The organism is Mesorhizobium sp. M7A.F.Ca.MR.148.00.0.0 (genome assembly GCF_003997735.1).
Taxonomy (GTDB): Bacteria; Pseudomonadota; Alphaproteobacteria; order Rhizobiales; family Rhizobiaceae; genus Mesorhizobium.
Genome location: NZ_RZTB01000313.1, coordinates 1 through 691 on the forward strand (window position 1 = coordinate 1; position 691 = coordinate 691).

The 691-nt window shown below is 49.9% G+C and carries 1 pseudogene; it reads left to right on the plus strand.

What is annotated here, in order from left to right:
* Positions 1-483: 483 nt before the first annotated feature.
* A pseudogene (locus tag EOB49_RS38315) lies at positions 484-691 on the plus strand (CpaF family protein); the annotation flags it as partial.

The window sequence follows — 691 nt, forward strand, 5'->3', positions numbered from 1 at the left end:
GATGAAATCCATACCCAAGCATCCCCCGTCATCTCGATCCTAGGTCCCGAGAAAACGCAGAGTCAAACGAGATTAAGAGTTCCTTAACTTTCCTGTACATGATTCGGCAAGAAGATTACAGTTCCGAATGCTGCCAACAGGTTGATTCGTCTCATTTTTTGTCCTTCCTTAACCATTCGTTCACAATTTAGCCCCGGATGTGGCGGGATTGTGGAAGCATTAGCAATAGTGCATATTCCTTTATATCTAAAGGCTTAGTGGTGTCTCCGGGCGGTGTGGCGCTGAAAAGCAGACAAACGTGGAAAGCCGGATTGATGCTCTCACCACGTGCGGGGATCCGTATCAAATAAACACGTTATTTCAGGCTCATGATATTAACTATGGTGAAAGTATTGCGAATGCGCGAGCAGCCTGGGCGCTTGTGCCTCCCTTGGTTAACAGTTAGTTTCCGCTAATGTGAGTCAGAGAGGAGTATAAGCGACTATGCTGGGGCGGTTCATCAAGGGGGCAGGCGAACAGCATGCAGTGACAAAGGTCGAGCCGCTGGCCGTACAGCCTGTTGCTTCTGCCCCTTTACCAGCGGCCGATACTGAAGCGCATGGCGACGATTTTCTGACGATCAAGGTCGAGTTGCATCGCCACTTGATCGATCGCTTCAATCTGGCCGCTCTTGAAAGTGCCTCCAAGGATG